At 70.0% G+C, this 19,031-nt stretch carries 16 protein-coding genes and 2 pseudogenes; 10 read left to right on the top strand and 8 right to left on the bottom strand.

Annotated elements, in window-relative coordinates:
* Positions 1-19: 19 nt before the first annotated feature.
* A complete protein-coding gene (locus tag AB1046_RS09185; protein WP_369374538.1) occupies positions 20-676 on the bottom strand; it encodes a heme oxygenase (biliverdin-producing) in 657 nt (218 codons plus the stop codon).
* A gap of 291 nt (positions 677-967) precedes the next feature.
* Here AB1046_RS09185 and AB1046_RS09180 point away from each other — a divergent pair, with 291 nt between their 5' ends.
* From AB1046_RS09180 to AB1046_RS09155, 6 genes are read left to right on the top strand one after another with little or no spacing between them, the layout of a single operon-like run.
* Complete coding sequence (locus AB1046_RS09180; protein ID WP_369374536.1) at positions 968-1,984, top strand: ABC transporter ATP-binding protein; 1,017 nt, start codon at positions 968-970, stop codon at positions 1,982-1,984.
* On the top strand, positions 1,981-3,033 hold the full coding sequence (locus AB1046_RS09175; RefSeq protein WP_369374534.1) for an ABC transporter ATP-binding protein: 1,053 nt from the start codon (positions 1,981-1,983) through the stop codon (positions 3,031-3,033). Before AB1046_RS09180 ends, AB1046_RS09175 begins: the two co-directional genes overlap by 4 nt.
* Entirely contained in the window at positions 3,030-3,980 is a 951-nt protein-coding gene (locus tag AB1046_RS09170) for an ABC transporter permease (protein WP_369374532.1), read from the top strand. Before AB1046_RS09175 ends, AB1046_RS09170 begins: the two co-directional genes overlap by 4 nt.
* Complete coding sequence (gene opp4C / locus AB1046_RS09165; protein ID WP_369374530.1) at positions 3,977-4,909, top strand: oligopeptide ABC transporter permease; 933 nt, start codon at positions 3,977-3,979, stop codon at positions 4,907-4,909. The genes AB1046_RS09170 and opp4C overlap by 4 nt, the downstream gene beginning before the upstream one ends.
* A gap of 56 nt (positions 4,910-4,965) precedes the next feature.
* Complete coding sequence (locus AB1046_RS09160) at positions 4,966-6,174, top strand: M20 family metallopeptidase (RefSeq protein WP_369374528.1); 1,209 nt, start codon at positions 4,966-4,968, stop codon at positions 6,172-6,174.
* A 13-nt stretch (positions 6,175-6,187) separates the two neighbouring features.
* Positions 6,188-7,873 carry an ABC transporter substrate-binding protein gene (locus AB1046_RS09155; RefSeq protein ID WP_369374526.1) on the top strand — a complete coding sequence of 562 codons (1,686 nt, stop codon included), beginning with the start codon at positions 6,188-6,190 and terminating at the stop codon, positions 7,871-7,873.
* 108 nt (positions 7,874-7,981) lie between these two features.
* Here AB1046_RS09155 and AB1046_RS09150 read toward each other — a convergent pair whose 3' ends face one another.
* Complete coding sequence (locus AB1046_RS09150) at positions 7,982-8,374, bottom strand: PIN domain-containing protein (protein ID WP_369374524.1); 393 nt, start codon at positions 8,372-8,374, stop codon at positions 7,982-7,984.
* Positions 8,371-8,640 carry a type II toxin-antitoxin system Phd/YefM family antitoxin gene (locus AB1046_RS09145; protein ID WP_369374522.1) on the bottom strand — a complete coding sequence of 90 codons (270 nt, stop codon included), beginning with the start codon at positions 8,638-8,640 and terminating at the stop codon, positions 8,371-8,373. The genes AB1046_RS09150 and AB1046_RS09145 overlap by 4 nt, the downstream gene beginning before the upstream one ends.
* Before the next feature lie 134 nt (positions 8,641-8,774).
* Between AB1046_RS09145 and AB1046_RS09140 the strand changes: the two genes are divergently transcribed.
* Together AB1046_RS09140 and aspS are read left to right on the top strand one after the other, a co-directional pair.
* Entirely contained in the window at positions 8,775-9,611 is an 837-nt protein-coding gene (locus AB1046_RS09140; RefSeq protein ID WP_369374520.1) for an SDR family NAD(P)-dependent oxidoreductase, read from the top strand.
* A gap of 241 nt (positions 9,612-9,852) precedes the next feature.
* On the top strand, positions 9,853-11,157 hold the full coding sequence (gene aspS, locus AB1046_RS09135) for an aspartate--tRNA(Asn) ligase (protein ID WP_369374518.1): 1,305 nt from the start codon (positions 9,853-9,855) through the stop codon (positions 11,155-11,157).
* A gap of 33 nt (positions 11,158-11,190) precedes the next feature.
* Here the strand turns inward: aspS and AB1046_RS09130 are convergent, their stop codons facing one another.
* Both AB1046_RS09130 and AB1046_RS09125 read right to left on the bottom strand, forming a co-directional pair.
* A complete protein-coding gene (locus AB1046_RS09130; RefSeq protein ID WP_369374516.1) occupies positions 11,191-12,255 on the bottom strand; it encodes a FecCD family ABC transporter permease in 1,065 nt (354 codons plus the stop codon).
* Positions 12,252-13,298, bottom strand: coding sequence for a FecCD family ABC transporter permease (locus AB1046_RS09125; protein ID WP_369374514.1), 1,047 nt, complete (start codon positions 13,296-13,298; stop codon positions 12,252-12,254). The genes AB1046_RS09130 and AB1046_RS09125 overlap by 4 nt, the downstream gene beginning before the upstream one ends.
* Before the next feature lie 23 nt (positions 13,299-13,321).
* Here AB1046_RS09125 and AB1046_RS09120 point away from each other — a divergent pair, with 23 nt between their 5' ends.
* Positions 13,322-14,353: an ABC transporter substrate-binding protein gene (locus tag AB1046_RS09120; RefSeq protein ID WP_369374512.1), complete on the top strand. Its 1,032-nt coding sequence runs from the start codon at positions 13,322-13,324 to the stop codon at positions 14,351-14,353.
* A 101-nt stretch (positions 14,354-14,454) separates the two neighbouring features.
* Positions 14,455-16,337: pseudogene (locus AB1046_RS09115) on the top strand (bifunctional 3'-5' exonuclease/DNA polymerase).
* A gap of 15 nt (positions 16,338-16,352) precedes the next feature.
* Here AB1046_RS09115 and AB1046_RS09110 read toward each other — a convergent pair.
* From AB1046_RS09110 to AB1046_RS09100, 3 genes and pseudogenes are all read right to left on the bottom strand, one after another.
* Positions 16,353-17,660, bottom strand: coding sequence for an aspartate aminotransferase family protein (locus AB1046_RS09110; protein ID WP_369374510.1), 1,308 nt, complete (start codon positions 17,658-17,660; stop codon positions 16,353-16,355).
* Between the two features lie 5 nt (positions 17,661-17,665).
* A complete protein-coding gene (gene mtnN / locus AB1046_RS09105; RefSeq protein WP_369374508.1) occupies positions 17,666-18,382 on the bottom strand; it encodes a 5'-methylthioadenosine/S-adenosylhomocysteine nucleosidase in 717 nt (238 codons plus the stop codon).
* 149 nt (positions 18,383-18,531) lie between these two features.
* Positions 18,532-18,975: pseudogene (locus AB1046_RS09100) on the bottom strand (S-ribosylhomocysteine lyase); the annotation flags it as partial.
* Positions 18,976-19,031: the final 56 nt, after the last annotated feature.

The raw sequence follows: 19,031 nt of genomic DNA, 5'->3' as shown, positions 1-19,031 counted from the left end.
CCAGCGTGACGGTCCAGCCTCAGCAGTGGATCTTGGCGAGCTCCGTGAACACCGCACGGTTGAGGTGGAACGCGTGGTGCGTCTCCGCGACGGTGGTGGACACCTCGTCCTGGTCCAGGTCGAGCTGATCGAGCTCGTTGCGGTACGCGTCCTTGAACACCTTGACCTTCGGGATGTCGGGGAACGTGTAGAAGGCCAGCCCGTCCTCGTCCAGGCCGTAGTGCTGCTTCATCATGCGCTTGACGATCTGGCCGCCCGACAGGTCGCCGAGGTAACGCGTGTACGAGTGCGCCGCGTAGTGCGGCAGGCTGCCGCCGATCTCACGCATGCGGTCCGCGTACAGGTGCGTCGCGGGCAGGATCCGGATCTCCTCGCGCCATGCGGGTCCGTACAGGAAGGCCAGGTCGCGCTCGATGGCTGGGACACGCGTGAGCTCGTTGAAGACGAGCCCGGCGCCACGCTCGTCGTCGCGAACGGCAGCGCTCGCCTCTTCGAGCGCCTCGTAGACCACGAGGAGCTGAGCCGAGAGGTCGGCGTAGGCGGCCCTGGTCAGCGCGCCGGCCATCAGCTCCTCGATGAACTGTTCGGAGTTGGCGGCGTTGTGCTCGTCGCGCGTGCTCTGACGCAGCAGGGCGGACAGTGGGACGGGGACGTCGTGCTCGACGGGCAGGCTCACTCAGGTCTCCTCCGACGCGGCGCTGAACATGCTGACAAAGTGTCAGCACGTCGCGATCATAGCAACGAAAGTAAGGCCAACCTAACCTCGTGTCGAGGGTCTGGGGTAGGTTCGCGCACCGCGAAACCGGCGGGTCAGTCGGGAGGCCGCGCGAAATCGCCAGGTCACATAGGCGGCAAGTTCGGAACCGGCCCGAAACGACACCCAAGGACGGGTGAAACACGGCGCTGTTTGACTCCAGCAGGTCGTCGCGGCCATCTGCTGTCGCGGCAGCGAAGGAGTGAGGTTTCCTTGGGAGCGTTGCTGCAGGTCAGAGGAATAAAGGCCGAGTTCGGATCGGACGCCGGCGCTGTCGTAGCGGTCGACGAGGTGAGCTTCGACCTGAACCGCGGCGAGACCATCTGCCTCGTCGGGGAGTCTGGCAGCGGCAAGTCGGTCACCGCGCTGTCGATCATGGGCCTCCTCCCGCGAAATGGCCGCGTGTCCGACGGCGAGATCGTCTTCGAGGGTCACAACCTCCTCGACCTGACCGAGCCGGAGCTGCGCCAGCGACGTGGCAACTCGCTCGCCATGATCTTCCAGGAGCCGATGACGTCGCTGAACCCGGTGCTGACCATCGGCGACCAGCTGACCGAGACCCTGCTGCTGCACCTCGGGATCTCCCGCCGGGAGGCCGCGGAGCGCGCCGTCGAGCTGCTGGAGCTGGTGGGTGTGCCGCGCGCGGGGCAGATCGTCAAGGACTTCCCGCACCGGCTGTCGGGCGGCATGCGCCAGCGCGTCATGATCGCCATGGCGCTGAGCTGCTCGCCCGTGCTCCTGGTGGCCGACGAGCCCACCACCGCCCTGGACGTCACTATCCAGGCCCAGATCCTGACGCTGATGAAGAAGCTGGCCGAGGCCTCGCAGACCGCGACGATCCTCATCACGCACGACCTCGGTGTCGTCGCGGAGATGGCGGACAAGGTGGCAGTGATGTACGCGGGCCAGGTCGTGGAGGAGGCCGACGTCTTCGAGCTCTTCGACCACCCCAGGCACCCGTACACGGTCGGCCTGATGAAGTCGATCCCGCATCTCGGCGCCGACGACGACGTTCGGCTCGAATCGATCCCAGGCTCCGTGCCGTCGCCGTCGAACATGCCGAGCGGCTGCCGGTTCCAGGACCGCTGCCCGTCGGTGATGGACCGGTGCCGTGCGGAACGGCCCGAGCTGCTGGAGACGAGCGCGCAGCGAAAGCACCTGGTCCGGTGCTTCCTCTACGCGGACGAGCACGCGGCGGTTAGCGGTACGACGACGGCGGTGACCCCGTGACCGTCACTGACCTGACCAGCCGCAAGGCGCGCGAGCGGGCCGGGGTGCCCGACGGGCAGCCACTCCTGAGCGTGCAGGACCTCAAGCTGCACTACCCGATCCGGGGCGGCGTCGTCTCCCGGCAGACCGGCGCGGTGCGCGCCGTCGACGGCGTCAGCTTCGACGTGTTTCCCGGCGAGACCCTCGGCATCGTCGGGGAGTCCGGCTGCGGCAAGTCCACCACTGGCCGGGCGATCATCCGGCTCGAGAACCCGACAGCGGGCGCCGTCGTCTTCGGCGGCCGCGACCTGGCGGGCCTGAACACCCGCGAGCTCCGGCGCGCGCGCCTCGACCTGCAGATGGTGTTCCAGGATCCGTACTCCTCACTCAACCCGCAGAAGCGGATCGGCGACGTCCTCGCCGAGCCGCTCGTCGCCCATGGCCGAGCCTCGCGCAAGGAGGCGGGCAGGCGCGTCACGGAGATGCTCGAGCGAGTGGGCCTGTCGGCCCAGTTCAAGGGCCGGTACCCCCACGAGCTGTCCGGCGGCCAGCGGCAGCGGGTCGGCATCGCCCGGGCGCTCATGCTCGACCCGACCCTGCTGGTCCTTGACGAACCCGTCTCCGCGCTCGACGTCTCCATCCAGGCCCAGGTGCTCAACCTCCTGCGGGACCTGCAGGCGGAGCTCGGCCTCACCTACGTCTTCATCTCCCACGGCCTGGGCGCCGTGCGCTACATCAGCGACCGGATAGTCGTGATGTACCTGGGCAAGGTCATGGAGGTCGCGACGACGGCGGAGCTGTTCGCCGGCCCGCGCCACCCGTACACGGAGATCCTGCTGGAGGCCTACCCGGCGCCCAACCCGCACCTGCGGGACAAGCCGCGCACCGTCGTCGAGGGCGACGTGCCGAATGCGGCCGCGCCGCCGTCGGGCTGCGTCTTCCACACGCGGTGCCCGTTCGCGCAGGAGAAGTGCCGGACCGAAGAACCCCGGCTCGGGGGCGGCGGGCAGACGGGCGGGCACGCCTTCGCGTGCCACTTCCCGCTCGACGTCGCCCGGGAGGGCGCGTGACCACCTACATCATCCGGCGGATCCTGATCTCGATCCCGGTCCTGCTGGGCGTCACGATCCTCGACTTCTTCATCATCCAGCTCGCGCCCGGCAGCCCGGCCGACCTCTACCTCGCTGCCGACGCCTCACCCGACTACGTCGAACGTGTCGAGGCCTCGCTGGGCCTGGACCAACCGATCATGGTCCAGTACGTCAACTGGCTCGGCCAGCTCCTGCGCGGCGACCTCGGCCTTTCCTACGTCTCCCGCACCCCGGTCGCCGAGGTCATCGGAGAGCGGATCTACCCGACCGTCCTCCTGATGGGCGCGGCCATGGTGGTGGCCTACGCGGCGGCCATCCCGCTGGGCATCCTCGCCGCCAAGCGCAAGGGCACCTGGGCCGACTACACGGTGGTCGGCGGCGCGTTCTTCGGCGTCTCCGTGCCGAACTTCTTCCTCGGCCTCGGCCTGATCTACATCTTCTCCCTGCAGCTCGGCTGGCTGCCCACCGGGAACATGGCCACGATCGGCGGCGACACCGGGCTGTGGGACAGCCTGCTCCACCTGATCCTGCCGGTCACGGTCCTGGCGACGGCGATCGCCGGGAACATGGTCCGCTACGTGCGGTCCTCGATGGTCGACGCCTTCTCCGAGGACTACATCCGCACCGCGCACGCCAAAGGGCTCGCACCCGGCGTCGTCACCCGCAAACATGCCCTCCGCAACGCGCTGATCCCACTCGTCACCGTGCTCACCATCGACCTCGGCGGCCTGCTGGGCGGCGCGATCGTCACCGAGCAGATCTTCCAGTGGCCCGGCCTGGGGATGCTCACCATCCAGGCCATCTCGTCCCGTGACTACTCCGTGCTGATGGGCATCAACCTCATCGCGGCGCTCGCGGTCTTCGCGGCGAACCTCCTCGCCGACATCTTCTACGCCGTCGTCGACCCGCGGATCGAGTACACATGAGCGACCCCACGACCCTGACGAGCCCGTCGGCCCAGACGGCGGCCGCCCGCGCCGTCGTCGCGAGCCTCGGGAAGGAGGAGTCCTACCTGCGGACCGTGGTCCGCAGGTTCTTCCACCACCGCCTGGCCGGCGTCGGGCTGTTCGTCTTCGTGGTGATGATCCTCGTCGCGATCCTCGCCCCGCTGCTCGCGCCGCACGACCCGAACCAGATCTTCGACCAGTTCCAGGCCGCGCCGTCGTCTGCCCACCTGCTCGGGACCGACCCCGTGGGGCGCGACGTGCTCAGCCGGCTGATCTACGGCACGCGCGTATCGATCACGGTGAGCGTCGGCGCGGTCACGGTGTACGTGGTCATCGGCGTCTGCCTCGGCCTGGCGGCCGGGTACTACGGCAAGGTGGTCGACGCCGTGCTGATGCGCGTCGCCGACGTCTTCATGTCGTTCCCGTACTTCATGGTCATCCTGATCCTGGTGGCCGTCATCGGCCCGAGCCTGACGAACATCACGCTCGCGATCGGCCTCCTCGGCTGGCCGATGATCTCGCGCCTGGTGCGCGGCTCGGTGCTGTCGATCAAGAACCAGGACTACGTCAAGGCGGGCATCTCGCTCGGCTACAGCACGCCGAAGATCCTGTTCCAGCACATCCTCCCGAACGCGCTCTCGCCGATCATCGTCAACGCCACGTTCGGGATCGCGAACGCGATCATCCTCGAGTCCGGCCTGAGCTTCCTCGGCCTGGGCGTGCGCCCGCCCGCCGCGTCCTGGGGAAACATGCTCAGCGACGCCCAGTCGATCACCGTGACGACCAGCCAGCCGTGGCTGTGGCTACCGCCCGGCATCGCGATCTTCGTGACCGTGCTCGCCATCAACTTCGTCGGGGACGGCCTACGGGACGCGCTGGAGTCGCGCGAGACCAAGGCCCATCGTTAGGGACACCCGAGCACACCCGAGCACACCCGTGCTCATCGAGACTGAGGGAGACAACCGTGGGCTTCGTCGACGACGCCGCACTCATCCATGACGACCTGGTCGCCCTGCGGCGGCGGATCCACCAGCACCCCGAGCTCGGCCTGCACCTGCCGCTCACGCAGGCCGCGGTCCTCGAGGCGCTGGACGGCCTGCCGCTGGAGATCACCACCGGCAAGGGCCTCAGCTCCGTCGTCGCCGTGCTCCGCGGGGACCTCCCGGTGCCGGCAGGGCAGGTGCGGACCGTGCTGCTGCGTGGCGACATGGACGGCCTGCCCATCGTGGAGGACTCGGGGGAGCCGTTCGCCTCGACCACCGGCACCATGCACGCGTGCGGTCACGACCTGCACGTCGCCGGCCTCGTCGGCGCCGCGCGGCTGCTGAGTGCCCGGAAGGCCGAGCTCGCGGGCAACGTCGTCTTCATGTTCCAGCCCGCCGAGGAGGGTCCGGGCGGTGCGCTGCCCATGATCGAGGAGGGTCTCCTGGACGCGGCCGGCACGCCCGTCGACGCCGCGTTCGGCATCCACGTCTCCGGCCTGGAGGACAAGGGCCTCTTCCACACCAAGCCCGGCACCTCCATGGCCGGCGCGAACGTCCTGCGCGTGACCATCCACGGCAAGGGCGGCCACGGCTCGTCCCCGTGGAAGTCGGTCGACCCCATACCGGTCGCGGCCGAGATCGTTGGCGCGTTCCAGTCCTACGTGACACGCCGGCACAGCGTGTTCGACCCGATTGTCATCACCGTCGGCCAGCTGCACGCGGGTACCGCGTTCAACATCATCCCGTCCACCGCCGAGATCGCGGCGTCCGTCCGCACCCTCTCGCGCGAGTCGTTCGAACAGGTATCGGTCGAGCTCCCGGCGCTGGTCCACAACATCGCCGCCGCGCACGGCTGCACCGCCGACGCCGACTTCCAGCAGCTCTACCCGGTGACCGTCAACGACCCGGAGATGTGGGACCACGCCAAGGACGTGCTCGCCGGCCTGTACGGCGCGGACCGGGTGGCCGAACGGCCCGACCCGATCATGGGCTCCGAGGACTTCTCCTACGTGCTCGAACGCGTCCCGGGCTGCTTCATCCACCTGGGCGCCCGCCCGGACGACGTCGCGGAAGAAGGCGCGCCGTCGAACCACTCGGCCAAGGTCCGGTTCGACGACTCCGTGCTCGGCGAGCAGGCGGCGGCGCTCGCGGAGCTCGCCGTATCGACCCTGGCAAATCCAGCACGATGAAAGAAGGAACGACGTGACACGTTCGACGATCCGGACCAGGCCCGTGCTCAGGCCCGTGCTCGCCCCTGTGCTCGCCTCTGTGCTCGCCTCCATGACAGCGCTCGCGCTGGCCGCCTGCGGCGGCGGCTTCTCCTCGGAGCAGGCGGACGACGGCGGTGGCTCGACCGACGGCGGGGCCGACGGCGAGACGCTCATCATCGGGAACATCAACCCGGTGGCGAGCTTCAACCCCATCAACCAGACGGACGTCGGCGGCCAGTGGGCCAACGAGTTCGTCCTCGACTCCCTGCTCGACCAGCCCGAGCTGCTCGAGTTCACGCCCGAGCTGGCTACGTCGTTCGAGACCGAGGACAACCAGACCTACACGGTGACCCTCAACCCGGATGCGACCTGGTCCGACGGCGAGCCCGTCACGTCGGCCGACGTCGCGTTCACCCTGAACCTCATCGCCAACCCGGACTCGCTCACGGCGCTGGGCACCAGCATCTCCTCGCTCGAAGGCGTCGACCCCGTCACGGGCAAGCTGCCGGCGGGGGAGACCGAGATCCCCGGCGTGACCGTCGTCGACGAGCAGACCATCGAGCTGCGCACCGCGCAGCCCGTGGACCCGAACTACATCTACGAGATCATCGGCAGCCGGCTGCTCATCCTCCCGGCGCACCACCTGGCGGACATCCCGCCGGCGGAGTTCGGCGAGAGCGAGTTCGCCCAGCTCCCGGACGTCACGTCGGGCCCGTACACGTTTGCGAGCTACACCGACGACGTCTCCATCGAGTATGCGGCCCGCACCGACTACTACGAGGGGACGCCGGAGATTCCGAACGTGGCCGTGCGCATCATGCCCGCCGCGAACCTCGCCGGTGACCTGCAGGCGGGGGCCATCCACATGAACTCCGGCGGCGGGATCGGCAACATCCCGGTCCAGGACCTGGCCACCGTCGAGGGCCTGGACAACGTCACCACCCGGCTCGACCCGACCCTCGGTGTGCAGTTCATCGAGTTCAACACCGAGACCGTCCCGGAGGTCGAGGTGCGCGAGGCGATGGCCCACGCCATCAACCGCGAGCAGATCGTCGACCAGCTCCTGCAGGGCAACGGGGAGATCGTCGACGGCCCGTACACGAGCCAGAGCCCGTACCTGGACACCGACCTCGAGCAGATCACCTACGACCCGGACCTCGCACGCGAGCTCCTCGAGGGCACGGACTTCGACGAGGAGACCACGCTCCGTTTTGTGGTCCCGACGGGCAACGCGATCCGGGAGCAGTCCGCCGACATCATCCTGCAGAACCTCGAAGCGGTCGGTTTCACGGTCGAGCAGACGAACGTGGACTTCCCGACGCTGCTGACCATGGCGGACGACGGCGACTACGACATGCTGCTGATCGGCAACACGTTCAACATCGACCCCGACGTGACGTTCATGTACGGCTCGCAGGGCTCCAGCAACTACACGGGCTACTCGAGCGACGTCGCGGACGAGCTGCTGGCCGAGGGCAAGAGCGAGCCCGACACGGCGGCCCGCGAGGAGATCTACGCCGAGCTCCAGGCGGTGCTGCAGGAGGACCTGCCGCAGCTCGGGCTCTACTCCGACAGCGCCGCGTCCGTCGTGAGCAACGACGTGGCCGTGGGCGGGGCGGCGCCGTTCTGGCGGGGGACGCTCGCGAACCTGCCGTTGTGGTCGTTCGGGGCCCAGTAGCCCTGGGCTCCCCTCAGAGGTGCGCTTCTACCCAGTGATTGGGCCGGTATTCCCGCGATTTCCGGGCATAATCGCTGGGTAGAAGCGCACCAACATGCGACGCGGGTCTCATCGTTTCCGGCGAACAGGGGCGACGATCTCGACGAGGTGGTCGAAGGGCTTGAAGTCGTCGATGTTGGCAGTCATCACAGCGGCGCCGTGCCGATGCGCCTGCGCTGCGATGAGGGCGTCCTTGCTGCGGACCTTTGCGCCAGTGGCTCGTGCTCCGGCCGCCACGATGCCGTAAGAACGAGTCGACTCGATGTCGAGCTCGACCCAGGCGAACCGCTGGTCGAGCTGGTTGATCCGACGGGTGCGCTCGGCGGCGTCGTGCGGGTTCTTGGCCGCGTGGATGCCGAACTCGAGCTCGGCTCGGGACAGGATGCTGGCGCCGTACTCCTCGTGTGAGCCGAACTCGTACAGGTCGAGGTCGATGAGGATGTTCGTGTCGAGCAGGATCACGCTCGCTCCCAGGGGTCGGTGACCTCGTCGGTCATCGCGCTCTCGACGTCCGCGCGCCAGTCGGCAGCGTTGCGCGGACTCATCGGCGGGATGTCCGCGAGATTGCCTCCCGGAACCCAGCGGCGAGGAGATGGGTGATCAGGGACGATCCGCACGCCGGTCGGGCGGCCGTAATTCGTGATCTCGTACTCGTCCCCGGTCTCCAGGACATGCTGGATCACCGTGTGCGGGTTCTGCTTCAGCTCGCGTGTGCCAACGGTCTTCATGGTTCCATCCTAGGTTGGGTGTAGACGCACGTCTACACCCAACGGTCGGGCCGATCGCTAGGCCGGTTGTCACGTCTGTTCCGTCCTGCCCGTCGTCGTGGTGAACGACAACCGACCACAGGACGGAATCCATCATGACCAAGACCTGGTTCGTCACCGGCTCGTCTCGCGGCCTGGGCCGCGAGTTCGTCGAGGCGGCCCTGTCTCGCGGTGACCAGGTGGCCGCGACCGCCCGGAACACCAGCAGCCTCGACGATCTGGTCGCCGCCTATGGCGACGCGGTGCTCCCGATCGGGCTGGACGTGACCCACAAGGCCGCGGTCTTCGCGAGCGTGCAGCAGGCCAGGGAGCACTTCGGCCGGCTCGACGTCGTCGTCAACAACGCCGGCTACGCGCAGATCGGTGCGATCGAGGAGCTGACCGAGGCGCAGTTGCGCGACCAGCTCGAGACCAACCTCTTCGGTGCGGTGTGGGTAGTCCAGGCCGTGCTGCCCCACCTGCGCGAGCAGGGCGGCGGGCACATCATCCAGATGTCCTCGGCCGCCGGGCTCATCGCGATGCCGCTCGGCGGCGCCTATCACCTCTCCAAGTGGGCCCTCGAAGCCCTGAACGACAGCCTCGCGCAAGAGGTCGCTGGCTTCGGCATCAAGGTGACCTTGGTGGAGCCAGGCGGCTTCGCCACCCGGTCCGGCAAGAACCCGGATCCGCTGGCCAACGGTCACCTGGCCGAGACCAACCCGGCCTACGACGGGCTCCGCAAGTACCTCGGCGGGCTCGCGGGGAAGCAGCCCGCCGGTGACCCGGCCGCCGCGGCCCAGGCACTCCTCAAGGTCGTCGACTCCGACAACCCGCCGCTGCGGGTGCTCTTCGGCCAGGGCTTCTACCCGATGATCCAGCAGGTGTACGCCGACCGGCTCAAGACGTGGGCCGACTGGCAGGACCTCTCGGTGGAGGCGCACGGCCAGCTATGAGGTGGCGGGGGGTTCGTCGTCGGGCATAACGTTCGTGGTGGTGAGCGTGAGGCGTGACGAACCTCGGCCCGGACCTCCCGGCGAACGCCCTGCCCGCGCGTGCGGCGTACCGACGAGAGGCCGGGTCTCCCGGCAAAGGAGTGGTGGCACCGCGACCTAGCCCCCGCCCGCTCCTCCAGGGCCTTCGCTCTCTGGAGGAATGATGAGACCACCCTTGCCGTACCCGAGCACGGTTGCGAGCGTGCCTGTCCGTACCCTCGCCCGCGACCTGTCGGCAGTCCCGCCGGGTTCGGTCGTCCGGCTGCAGGGCTGGGTGCACCGCCGTCGTGAGCTGGCGACCGTGACGTTCCTGGTGCTGCGCGACCGCACCGGCCTCGCCCAGGTAGTCGTGCGGCCGTCAGGGACGCCGTCGCAGGTGCCGCCCGAGGAGACCGTCGTCGAGGTGACCGGCACGGTCTCCGCGAACCCGCAGGCACCCGGCGGCGTGGAGGTCACCGAGCCCGTGATCACGCCACTGACCGACGCCGCCGAGACCCCGCCCGTCGAGCTGTGGCGGCCGGCCCTGAACGCCGCGCTGCCCACGATGCTCGACCACGCGGCGATCGCCTGGCGCCACCCCGCGCAGAAGGCGCGCTGGGAGATCGCGGCGGCGAGCCTGCGCGGGTTCCGCGGGACGCTCGACGCGGCGGGCTTCACCGAGGTCTGCACACCCAAGCTCGTGGGCACGGCCACCGAGTCGGGGGCGAACGTGTTCGTCGTCGACTACTTCGGTCGGCCCGCATACCTGGCGCAGTCGCCGCAGTTCTACAAGCAGCAGATGGTCGGCGTCTTCGAGCGGGTCTACGAGGTCGGTCCCGTGTTCCGGGCCGAGCCGCACGACACGGTGCGGCACCTCGCGGAGTACCGCTCGCTCGACGTCGAGCTCGGGTTCGTGCGCGACCATCGCGACGTCTTGGCGGTGCTGCGCGAGGTGGTCGCTGGGATGGCTGACGCCGTACGCAACTCGGGTGCCGCCGGGCGGCTGGGCGTCGAGGTCCCGGAGGTCCCTGCGCAGTTCCCGGTGCTGCACTTCGCCGACGCCCTGGAGCTGGTCGGCGCGCCGTCGGACGAGCCCGACCTGGCCCCCGAGCACGAGCGTGCGCTCGGGGAGTGGGCGCTCGCCGAGCACGGGTCGGACTTCGTCGCGGTCGAGGGCTACCCCATGGCGAAGCGGCCGTTCTACACGCATCCGGAGCCGGGCTCCGGCCCGGACGGGCAACCGGGTGGCGAGCGGTGGAGCAACAGCTTCGACCTGTTGTTCCGCGGGCTCGAGCTGGTCACCGGCGGGCAGCGCCTGCACCGGTACGCCGACTACGTCGCGGCCATCGAGGCGCGGGGCGAGGACCCGGCGTCGTACAACTCCTACCTGGAGGCGTTCAAGCACGGGATGCCACCGCACGGCGGGTTCGCGATCGGGCTGGAGCGGTGGGTGGCGCGCCTGGTGGGGGCGGCCAACATCCGCGAGGTGACGCCGTTCCCGCGGGACCTGCACCGGCTGGTGCCGTAGGGCCGGCTCCCGTCGAGTGATCGGTAGTCCGAGCTACCGATCACTCGACGGTGCGAACGTGAGCATCCAGACCAGGTAGGCGCCGCCGAGTGCGGCGGTGACCAGTCCGACGGGGATCTGGAAGGGCGTGAGGAGCCGCTGCGCCAGCAGGTCGGCGCAGACGAGGATGGTGGCGCCCATCGTCGTGGAGGCGAGGACTGTCACGCCTGGGGAGCGGGCGACACGGCGGGCGAGCTGGGGCGCTGCGAGGGCGAGGAAACCGATCGGGCCCGCGGTGGCGACGGCGATAGCGGCCAGGCACACGCCGAGGGCGAGGGCGACGATGCGGGCGCGGGCCACGTTGAGGCCGACAGCGGCTGCCGTGTCGTCGCCCAGCTCGAGAATCCGCAGCGATCGGGAGACGAAGAACACCGCGGGCGCCGTGATGACGAGCACGATCGCAAGCGGCACCAGTGGCGGCCAGGAGATCGCGTTCAGGCTCCCGTACTGCCAGGCTCTCGCCGCCTCGGCGGTCTCGATGCTGGCGCGGCTGATGAGGTAGTCGTTGACCGCGGCCAGCATCGCCGCGACGGCGATCCCGGCGAGGATCAGTCGGTCGCCCGTCGCCCCGCGTCGTACTGCCAGGGCGATCACCGCTGCGGCAGTCGCGAAGCCGCCGAGGACGGTGCCGACCAAGATCGTGCTTGCGGTCGAGGCGCCGATGACGAGGATCACGACCAGTCCGCCCGTAGCTGCCCCCGTGGTGAACCCGATGATGTCGGGACTACCAAGGGGATTTCGCGAGACGCTCTGGAAGATGGCGCCAGAAGCACCGAGCGCTCCGCCCACGAGCAGCGCCGCGGTGGCACGAGGGAGGCGCTGATCCAGCACGATGAAGCGGTCGAGATCCGACCCTCCGCCGAGGACCACGCGAAGAGCACCGGCCGGTGAGAGGTCATAGGCGCCCGTCGAGATCGTCAGCGCCGCTAGAGCAAGGGCGACCAGGAGCAGTACCGCGGCCGTGATCGCCGAACGGCGGTGCACGAGGAGGGCGTTGCCCCGGGGCATCCGTAGCCGGGTGTAACCGCGCGGCAGAAAGCGCCCGCCGTTGCGGGTCACGATGACCGCCTGCGCAGCAGCAGGACGATGAGGACGGGGGCGCCGACGAAGGCCGTGACGATGCCCACTTCGAGCTCTCCCGGCCGGGCGACGACGCGGCCGATCACATCGGCAGCGAGCACAAGGCACGGCCCCACGACCGCGGAGAGGGCGAGAACGGTGCGGTGATCCACGCCGACGACAAGACGGAGCAGATGCGGAACCATGAGCCCGACGAATCCGATCGGCCCGGCCGCAGCGGTGGCCGCTCCGCTAAGGAGCGTGATGGTCGCGATGGCGAGCACGCGGATCACTGCGAGCCGCACGCCTAGCGCGGTGGCCTGTTCGTCGCCGAGCGCGAGGGCGTTCAGCGACGATCCCGAGATGAGTGCGACGACGAGGCCCGCGACGACGAAGGGGAGGATCTGGACGACGGTGTCGATACCGCGGTCGGCGACGGAGCCGATCACCCAGAAGCGGTACGAGTCGAAGGTGTCAGCATCGAACATGGTGACGATGCCGGTGCAGGCGCTGAGGCTGGCCGTGAGCGCCGCGCCCGCGAGCACCAGGCGGGCGTGGTCACTGGCGTGGGTCCTGCGGACACTGATGACGTAGACGAAGGCCGCGGCGGAGCCTGCCCCGAGAAACGCGAACCAGAGGTACTCGTCGATCGTCGTCGCACCGAGCACCGAGAGGGCGAGCACGACGGCGAAGGCGGCCCCGGCGTTGACTCCGAGCAGGCCGGGTTCTGCGAGCGGGTTGCGTGTCAGTGCTTGCATGAGCACGCCGGACACCGCGAGAGCTGCGCCGACCAGTATCGCGAGTGCGGTGCGCGGCATCCGCAGCTGCCAGACGATGATCGACGCGCGCGACCCGTCGGCGGTGGTCAGCCCGGTCCACACCTCCCCGATGCTGAGGTTGTTCGAACCTATGGAGAGGCTGAGCAGGCCGAGGACGACTATCGCCCCGATCCCCACGAGGAGGGCGCCGGTGAGACGGAATCGACGTCGGCGGTCAATGGCGGCGGGGTCGGCGAGCTCGTGCTCACCGATTTCGGACTGCATTTAGGTAAGCCTATGCTTCGTTCGTGCTGAACATCGAAACCAGGCGAATCGTCGCCTCGGCCTCCGTTCTAATCGCCGCTCTCGCTCTCGCCGGTTGCTCCGCCGAAGCGTCGGCCGGGGCCGCCGCGCCGACGGCATCCGCCGATGCGAGCGACTACGTCACGCCACGCACCATGCCCGAGGGCAAGGGGAGCGGAGCCGCTGACGGGGTCTTCCCCCGCACCGTCGTGCACTTCGGCGGGGAGACCGCCATCAACACCGAACCCCAGAACATCGTGGTGATCTCCACCGGCCAGGCCGACGCGCTGCTGACGCTCGGCATCGTGCCGACCGGGTCGACCTCCGGCGACGGAGCCGAGATGGTCCCGCCCTACCTGTATGACGCGTTCCCGGCCGAGGAGGCCGCGCTGGATGCCGTCACCTACGTCGGCAGCCGCGTCGAGCCCGATGTCGAGACCATCGCCAACCTCGCCCCCGATCTCATCCTGATGAACAACGCAGGAAAGGATGCCGCAGCGCTCTACGCGAGCCTGAGCGCCGTCGCACCGACCGTCGCGACGCAGGGGACGGGCCTGTACTGGAAGCAGGACTTTCTCCTGCTTGCCGACGCCGTCGGCAGGACTGCGCAGGCGCAGCAGTGGCTGGACGACTACCACGCTGACGCCCTGGCCTTCGGCGAGACCGTCGAAGGCGCGCCCACGGTGTCGTTCCTCCGCAAGAACGCTGATCGCACGCGGGTGTTCGGTGTCGCCTCGTTCAGCGGCTCCGTCGCAGAGGACTCGGGCCTGGCCCGTCCGGAGAGCCAGCAGTTCGTCGACGACACCTCGGTGGACATCAGCGCGGAGCAGCTCGATCTTGCCGACGGCGACTGGATCTTCTACGGGGTGCAGGGCGGCGATGATGCGGAGCTGACCGGGCTTCCCCTCTGGCCGACTCTGGTGGCGGTCGACGACGGCCAGGCGGTCTCCGTCGACGACGACGTGTTCTACCTCAATGTCGGCCCCACCGCGGCCCGTGGCGTCCTGGCCGACCTCGAGACCTCGCTCGGCGGCTGACCGCGGACGACGTGCCGCTCAGAGCACGAACCTGACCGACGCCGACGGCCATCGTGCTGCGCCCGGCGCCGACTGTCAGTGGTGCGCGGCAGACTGAGCCCATGCACACGGTGGTCTCGCGGGAAGGTGCGGACATCGGCCTACGGCCGGTGTCCGACTCCGGTACGCCCGCCGGGGAGCCGCGCGTCATCGGGGCGGCCCGCCTGGCCGCCGACGTCGCCACCGGTGAGGCGTCCCAGGCCCGGTGGACCTGGGACGACACGAACAGGTGGTACCCGGCGCTCCTCGCGGACGGCGTCCGGGTAGACCGCGCGCACGACCTGCGGCTGGCACACGCGGTGCTGCGAATGTCCGCGCTCGCGGCACGCACCGCGCTTGCCGAGGCGGGTCCTACCGCCTGGGACCGGCTCGCCCAGGTCCCACCCCCGGGCGGCCCGACGGCGGCCGCGCTGGCCCGTCCCGAACGCCATCCCGGCGCCGAGCCGCTGTTCGACCTCGGCGAGATCGCCGTACCTGCGGCCCGGACTGACAACGAGATGGACGGCAGTTCGGGCGGCAGAGCGAGCAGCAGAACGGGCAGGGGAATTGAAGCGGACGATTCGCTCGACCCCGTCGCCGAGCTGGTCGCCCAGATCGGGGCGATCAAGGAGAGCGCCGACCCCGGGCGGCTGCGGCTCCTGCTCGCCGCCGAGTCGGCGGGGGCGCTCGCGGCCGCGGAGATGCACCACGCCGGGCTCCCGTGGCGGGGCGACGTCCACGACGAGATCCTTACCGAGGCGCTGGGGCCACGACCCCGACCGGGCACACGCCCGGCGAAGCTGGAGGCCCTGGCCAAGCAGATCCGGGACGCCCTCGAAGCCCCACCCACGCTCAATCCCGACTCTCATCCGGACCTGCTGCGCGCCATGGAGTACGCGGGCGTCGGCGCGCGCAGCCTGCGCAAGTGGGAGCTGGAGAAGCTCGACCACCCGGTGATCGCGCCGCTCCTGGAGTACAAGAGCCTCTACCGGCTCTACACCGCGAACGGCTGGAACTGGCTCGACACCTGGGCGCCCGACGGCCGGTTCCGCATGGAGTACGTGGTGGGCGGCGTGGTCACCGGCCGCTGGGCGAGCACGGGAGGCGGCGCGCTCTCGCTGCCGCACAACGTCCGGCGGGCGGTGGTCGCCGACCCGGGCTGGACCTTCGTGGTGGCCGACGCCGCCCAGCTCGAGCCGCGTGTGCTCGCAGCTCTCGCCCGTGACGAGCGCATGGCCGCCGCCGGGCGCAGCAAGGACGGCGCGAGCACGGACATGTATGCGGGGATCGTCGCGGCCGGCGTCGTCGAGTCCCGCGAGCACGCGAAGGTGGGCATGCTCGGCGCCATGTACGGGGGCACCACGGGCGTCAGCGCGCAGGTGCTGCCCCGGCTCGCCCGTGCGTTCCCGCAGGCCATCGCCCTGGTCGAGCGCGCGGCACGCGCCGGTGAACGCGGTGAGGTGGTCACCACCCGGCTGGGCCGCAGCTCGCCCCTACCCGGGGAGTCGTGGGCCGCGGTGCAGGGCTCCGCGTTCGACGAGGACGCTGGGGCCGACGCGCAGTCGCGCGCCCGCAGCCAGACCCGCTCCTGGGGCCGGTTCACCCGGAACTTCGTGGTCCAGGGCACCGCTGCCGAGTGGGCGCTGTGCTGGATCGCGTCCATCCGGCGTCGGCTCTGGGCGTTGGGGGAGATCTCGCCGTGCTCGGCCGACGAGGGCGCGGCCGGCGACGGGTCGACCGACACCCCCATACGCGGCCTCGCACCCGCGCCGTTCGACGTACGCCCTCACCTGGTGTTCTTCCTGCACGACGAGGTGGTGGTGCACGCCCCGGCGGCGCTCGCCGACGTCGTCGCGCAGGAGGTACGGGCCGCCGCCGAGGAGGCCGGCTCCTCTTCGGCGACTTCCCGGTGGACTTCCCGCTCAGCGTCGCGGTGACGGAGAGCTACGCCGACGCGAAGGGCTGAACCCGCCGCCAAACCTCACGCGCCCTGCCCGTCCAGCACCGCCCCGAGCGACGCCTCCAAGATGTCCAGCCCGGCGTGCAGGTCGTCCTCGCTGATCGTCAGGGGCGGCGCGATGCGGAAGATACCGCCCATCCCCGGCAGCTGGACGATGTTCATGTGCAGGCCCCGCTCCAGGCAGGCCGAGGTGACGGCGCTGCCCAGCGCGTCGGCGGGGGCCTTGCTCTCCTTGTCCCTGACGAGCTCGATCCCTTGGAGCAGTCCGCGGCCGCGCACGTCGCCCACGACGTCGTACCGCTCGCGGAGGGTCAGCAGGCGCTCGGTGAGCTGTTCGCCCAGCTTCGCCGAACGCTCGACGAGGTGCTCCCGCTCGATGACGTCCAGGACGGTCAGCCCGACGGCGGCGGCCAGCGGGTCGGAGACGTGCGTCGTGTAGAAGAGGAACCCGCGGTCGAAGCAGGCCTGCTCGATCTCGGCGGTCGTGATCACTGCCGCCACCGGCAGCCCCGCACCGAGGGTCTTCGAGAGAGTCAGGATGTCGGGGGTGACGCCGTCGCGCTCGAACGCGTACATGGTCCCGGTGCGGCCGAGACCGGTCTGCGCCTCGTCGAGGATGAGCAGCATCCCACGCGCCTCGCACATCTCCTTGAGGCGGCCGAGGTACCCGGGTGGCAGGTCGATGATCCCGCCCGAGGACAGGATGGGTTCGACGAGGCACGCGGCGAGGCTCCCGGACGACTGCTGGTCCACGAGCGCGAAGCCGTATTCGAGCTCGGCCGCCCAGTCGTAGGACCCGTCGGCCGCCCGGAACGGCGACCGGTACGCGTTCGGGGTGGGCAGCGCGAGGTTGCCCGGCGTCGGCGGACCGTAACCGTGCCGCGCCGCCGAGAAGGTAGCGGACGCCGCACCCTGGGTCATGCCGTGCCACGAGCGGTCGAACGAGACGATCTCGTAGCGGCCGGTCGAGAGCTTGGCCATCTTGATGGCCGCCTCGTTCGACTCGGCGCCGGTGCTGAGCAGCATGGTCTTGCTCAGCGCGGGCGGCAGGGTAGCGGCGAGCCGGCCGGCCAGCCCCAGGACCGGGGCGCTGAGCATGCCGCTGAACAGGTGGTCCAGCGAACCGATCGCCTTCGAGACCGTGGCGACGATGTCCGGGTGGGCGTGCCCGAGGATCGAGCTCATCTGCCCCGAGGTGAAGTCGAGGATCGCTGTGCCGTCGGTGTCGTAGACGTACGCGCCGGCGGCACGTTCGATGACCCGCGGGTTGAAGCTCGGCCCGTAGCGGATCAGGAGGCGGTCCGCCTCGTCCCAGAAGGTCGCATCCATCGTCATCAGCCGGCCAGCAGCCCCACGGCCGATGCGACCAGGCGGGCGGAGCGCTGCGCGGCGTCGTCGACGTGTGTGAGGAACTCGGTGCCGTCGGGCGCGCACAGGTCTGAGACGGCCCGCACCGACACGAAGGCGACGCCGAAGTTGTGGCAGAGCTGGGCCAGCGCCGCCGACTCCATGTCGACGGCGAGCATGTCCGGGAAGTCCGCGCGGAGCTGCGCCGCCAGGTCAGCGATCACGAACTTCTCGCCCGACCCGATGGTGCCCTCACGAAGGACCTGGGCCCCGGGAGCATCCGCCGCAGCCCGCCGGACGGCGTCGGTGAGTCCCGGATCGGCGTCGTACGCCTCCGGCATGCCCGGGACCTGGCCGAGCACGTACCCAAAGGCACGGGCGTCGGCGTCGGCGTTCACGAGGCGCGTGCCCAGCACGACGTCGCCCACCGCGATGTCCTTGGCGAGCCCACCCGCGCTGCCCGCGCTGATCAGCGGCACGCCGTCGCCGTAGCGCAGGATCGCGGTTGTGCCCGCGGCCGTCGTGTTGACGAAGCCGATGCCGGTGCGCACCAGCACTACCGGTTGTCCGGCCAGCGTGATCCGCCGGTGCTCGGCGCGGCCCACGCGTTCGGGCTCGCCCACGTCGGAGGCGAGTTGGAGGAACGGCGTGGCCTCGTCGTCCATCGCGACGAGCACGACGGCGACGGGCACCTCCCCGCTCACTGCTCGACGCCCGGCAGCGACGTGCCCGGCAGCGGCGAACCCGGCCGGTGTATCCCGGCCGCCGCGTCCCGCGCCGCAGCCTCCCGAGCCGCCGCGTCCCGGGCGGCGGCGTCGCGTGCCGACGCCTCGCCGGAGGCGCCGTCACCGAACACCTGCGACCACACACCGCGGGCCGACAGGAATGCGGACGCGGCCTCCTGGGCGCCGGCCAGGGAGTGGTTCGCGCCCCAGCCGCACTGCACCTCGTTCGCCGCGGGCACCTCGGTGGCCGCGACGATGTCGCGCATCGTCGCTGCGATGAGGGCGAGGACGTCCTCGTAGGGCGGTTCGCCCTGCAGCATCAGGTAGAAGCCGGTCTGGCAGCCCATCGGGGAGAAGTCCAGGACGGCGTCGGAGTGGTTGCGCGAGTGCTCCGCGAACAGGTGCTCCAGGGAATGGACGGTCGGCATCTCCAGGTGCGCCACGTTGGGCTGCGTGAACCGCACGTCGTACTTGACGATCACGTCCCCGCCCGCGAGCTGCTTGCGGTCGGCGAGCCGCACGTACGGGGCGGCGACGGCGCGATGGTCCAGGTTGAACGACTCGACGTTCATGCGTGGCGCTGGTGTGCTTGCTGCTGCACTGGCTGCTGACTCGGTCACGGTGAAAG

Origin of the sequence: Promicromonospora sp. Populi (genome assembly GCF_041081105.1) — a bacterium.
GTDB lineage: Bacteria > Actinomycetota > Actinomycetes > Actinomycetales > Cellulomonadaceae > Promicromonospora.
This window is presented reverse-complemented; position numbering and strand designations above follow the sequence as displayed.